Source organism: Streptomyces boncukensis, assembly GCF_011045075.1.
GTDB lineage: Bacteria > Actinomycetota > Actinomycetes > Streptomycetales > Streptomycetaceae > Streptomyces > Streptomyces boncukensis.
The window spans coordinates 1-3,523 of record NZ_JAAKZZ010000654.1 but is presented as its reverse complement, the minus strand read 5'-3'; the positions used below and the strand labels follow the sequence as shown (position 1 = coordinate 3,523).

The 3,523-nt window shown below is 69.0% G+C and carries 3 protein-coding genes; 1 reads left to right on the top strand and 2 read right to left on the bottom strand.

Features of this window, described 5'->3' with window-relative positions:
- Positions 1-28: 28 nt before the first annotated feature.
- A complete protein-coding gene (locus tag G5C65_RS33755) occupies positions 29-1,018 on the bottom strand; it encodes a carbohydrate ABC transporter permease (RefSeq protein ID WP_165302869.1) in 990 nt (329 codons plus the stop codon).
- Positions 999-2,342 (bottom strand): ABC transporter substrate-binding protein, encoded by a 1,344-nt coding sequence (locus G5C65_RS33750; protein ID WP_165302868.1) that lies wholly within the window; start codon positions 2,340-2,342, stop codon positions 999-1,001. The genes G5C65_RS33755 and G5C65_RS33750 overlap by 20 nt, the downstream gene beginning before the upstream one ends.
- A 193-nt stretch (positions 2,343-2,535) precedes the next feature.
- Between G5C65_RS33750 and G5C65_RS33745 the strand changes: the two genes are divergently transcribed.
- The coding region (locus G5C65_RS33745) for a LacI family DNA-binding transcriptional regulator (protein ID WP_165302867.1) at positions 2,536-3,523 on the top strand (988 nt) is incomplete at its 3' end.

Genomic DNA, 3,523 nt, shown 5'->3' with positions numbered 1-3,523 from the left:
GAGGTGCGTTGCAGCACGGCGTGCCCCCTCAGTGGCTCTTCTGGAGCCGTCGGGCGATCAGCCAGTTCAGCAGGCCGATCACGATCAGGATCAGGAACATGGTCCAGGCGATGGCGGAAGCGCGGCCGAGATGGAAGTTGGTCCACCCCTGCTCGTACAGATACAGCCCGAGCGTCTGGTACTGGCTGGATCCGCCGCCGCTCGGGGAGCCGCCGAAGAGCAGCGGTTCTCCGAAGAGCTGGGTCGCGCCGATGGTCGAGACGACGACGGTGAACAGGATCGTGGGCCGCAGCGAGGGGAGCGTGACATGGATGAACTGCTGCCAGCGGGAGGCGCCGTCCAGCGCCGCCGACTCGTACAGGTCGTCCGGGACGGCCTGCATCGCCGCGAGGTAGATCAGCGTGTTGTAGCCGGTCCAGCGCCAGATCACGATCGAGGAGACGGCGAACTGCGAGGACCAGGTGCCGTTCTCCCAGTCGATGTTGTCGATGCCGACCTGGCCCAGGGCCCAGTTGAACATCCCGTAGTCGCGCCCGTAGAGCATGGCGAACACGAGCGTCGCCGCCGCCACGGAGGTGGCGTACGGGGTGAGCAGCGCGACGCGGAAGAACCCGCTGGCGCGCAGCCGGTAGTTCAGCAGATGGGCCAGGCCCAGCGCCATCAGCAGCTGCGGCACGGTCGAGATGATGCCGATGGTGAACGTGTTGCGCAGCGCGTTCCAGAAGAACTCGTCGTCCCACAGCCGGGAGAAGTTGCGCATCCCGACCCACTCCATCTCGGTCGGGTTGTGCAGCGAGACCGAGTGCAGCGAGGCCCAGCCCGTGTAGAGCAGCGGGAAGAGCCCGAAGGCCGCGAAGAACAGGAAGAACGGCGCGATGAACGCGTACGGACTCCACTTGGCGTCCCGGCGGTAGCGGCGGCTGCGCCGCTCCTCCGCTCTCGTCCGGCCCCGCGGGCCGCCGCCGTCCGGTGCTGCGGCGGCGGCCCCGGGACGCGGATCAGTCTTCGACAGAGTCATCGATCTTCTTCACAGCGGCGTCCCAGCCCTGGTCGGGCGATTTGCCCTGCTGCTCGACCTGGAGGATGCCGATGTCGGTGATGTGCTGCTTGATGATCTGGTCCTTGGGGCCGAGGATCGAGACGGGGATGTCCTTGGCGGCCTTGGAGAAGATCTCGCCGATCGGCGCGTTGTTGAAGTAGCTGTGCTTGGCGCCCTTGACCTTCGGGAGGTCGAGACCGGTCTGCGAGCTGGGCAGGTTGCCCGCCTTCTGGAAGACCTTCGCCTGCTGCTCGGGCGCCGTGAGCCAGGTGGCCAGCTTGATGGCCTCCTCCTTGTTCTTGGCCTTCTCCGGGACGGTGAGGAAGGACCCGCCCCAGTTGGCCGGCTCGGGCGCGGCGGCCACGTCCCACTGGCCCTCGGCCTTGTCGCCCGCCTTCTCCTGGATGTAGGCGAGCATCCAGGACGGGCAGATGACGCTGGCGAAGGTGCCGTTGGCGTACGCCTGGTCCCAGTCCTTGTCGAACTGCTTGAGCTTGCCGGTCATCTTGCCCTCGACGGCCCGCATCGCCAGGTCCCAGGACGCCTTGACGCCTTCGCTCTTCTTGTAGTCCAGCTCGCCGTCCTCGCTGTAGTACTGGTGCGGATAGCTGGAGACGGCCCCGTTGTAGAGCCCGGCGGCGCTGTCGGTGAACGTGGTCCCCTTGGGCGCGGACTTCATATACGTCTCGCCGGTGTCGACGTACTTCTTCCAGTCACCGGCCCACAGCTTGCCGACCTCCTCGCGCTCGGTCGGCAGGCCCGCCTTCTGGAAGAGGTCCTTGCGGTAGCAGATCGCCATCGGGCCCGAGTCGGTGCCCAGCCCGATGATCTTGCCGTTCTCGGCCTTGGCCTGGTTCCACTTCCAGTCGAGGAAGTCGCTCTTCTTGACGCCGTCCGCCTTGCCCAGGTCGACGAGCTTGTCGGACTGCACGGTGGCCAGTTCGTTGATGTTCTGAACTTCGGCGGCCTGGATGTCGTTGAGGCCGGCGCCCGCCGCCAGGTGGTTGAGGAGCGCGGGGTAGTAGTCCTCGTTGCGCTCGGTGGAGTTCTCCTTGATCTTGATGTCGGGGTTGAGCTTCTCGTACTCGTCGTAGAGCCCCGCCTGCTTGTATCCGAAGACGCCGAAGACCCCAACCGAGAGGGTGGTCTTGCCGTTTCCGTCGCTCCCCGAGCCGGAGGAGCCGCTGTCCCCGTCGTCCGCGCAGCCGGCGAGCGGCAGGGTCGTCAGGACAACCGCGAGACCGGCGGCGGCGAGTCTTCCGCGCCTGCGGTGCAGTGGGTACGTGTGGCCGTGAATACGCATGATTGCGTTCTCCCAGACGTACGGGCTATGTATGTGAGGGGTACGTTGGGAGCGCTCCCATCGCCATGACGTGAAGGGTTCCGGAAGCCGTACCGACGTGTCAAGGCGTCGGACAGCAACTCGCCCGGATCCCGGTGTAGTTCAATGATCCCGAAGGCGGCGGGAGCCGGGGGGACGAGGAGCGGAGGCTTTCATGGCAGGAGCGCGCGGCGGCGGGCGCGCCGCGGAGCGGCGGGCCGGTCCCACGCTGGAGCAGGTGGCCCGCCGCGCGGGCGTCGGCCGGGGCACCGTCTCCCGGGTGGTGAACGGGTCGCCGCGGGTCAGCGACCGGACCCGGGCCGCGGTGGAGGCGGCGGTCGCCGAGCTCGGCTATGTGCCCAACCGCGCGGCGCGTGCGCTGGCCGCGGGCAGCACCGACGCGATTGCCCTCGTCGTCCCCGAACCGGAGACCCGCTTCTTCGCCGAGCCCTACTTCTCCGGCATCCTGCACGGCGCGGGCGACGCGCTCGCCGACACCGATATGCAGCTGCTGCTGACGCTGGTGCGCAACGAGCGCGAGCGGGAGCGGTTCGCGCAGTACGCCTCTGCGCACCGGGTGGACGGTGTGCTGCTGGTGTCGGTGCACGCCGACGACCCGCTGCCGGACCTCCTGCGGGACATCGGGATGCCCGCCGTGCTGAGCGGGCGGCGCTGGCCGGAGGAGTCCGCGCCGTATGTGGACTCGGACAACGTCGGCGGCGCACGGGCTGCCGTTGAACACCTGATCGAGCGCGGCCGGTCCCGGGTGGCCACCATCACCGGCTCCGGGGACATGTACGTGGCCCAGTGCCGTCTGGAGGGCTACCGGGACGCGCTGCGCGCGGCCGGCCGGGAGCCCGACGGGACGCTGGTCGCGCACGGCGACTTCACCGAGGAGGGCGGCCACCGCGCGATGCGGGAGCTCCTGGAGCGGTGCCCCGCGCTGGACGCCGTGTTCTGCGCGTCGGACGTGATGGCGGCGGGCGCGCGGATCGCCCTGCGGGAGGCGGGCCGCGCGGTGCCGGGGGACGTGGCGCTGGTGGGGTTCGACGACTCGGCGGTGGCGCGGCACATGGATCCCCCGCTGACCTCCGTCCGGCAGCCGATAGTGGAGACGGGGCGGGAGATGGCGCGGATGCTGCTGGAGCTGATGGGGAGGGGGG

What these genes read in the sequence shown, in the direction of transcription:
- G5C65_RS33755 (WP_165302869.1), bottom strand. Translation starts at nt 1,018, where the DNA reads ATGACTCTGTCGAAGACTGATCCGCGTCCCGGGGCCGCCGCCGCAGCA.
- G5C65_RS33750 (WP_165302868.1), bottom strand. Translation starts at nt 2,342, where the DNA reads ATGCGTATTCACGGCCACACGTACCCACTGCACCGCAGGCGCGGAAGA.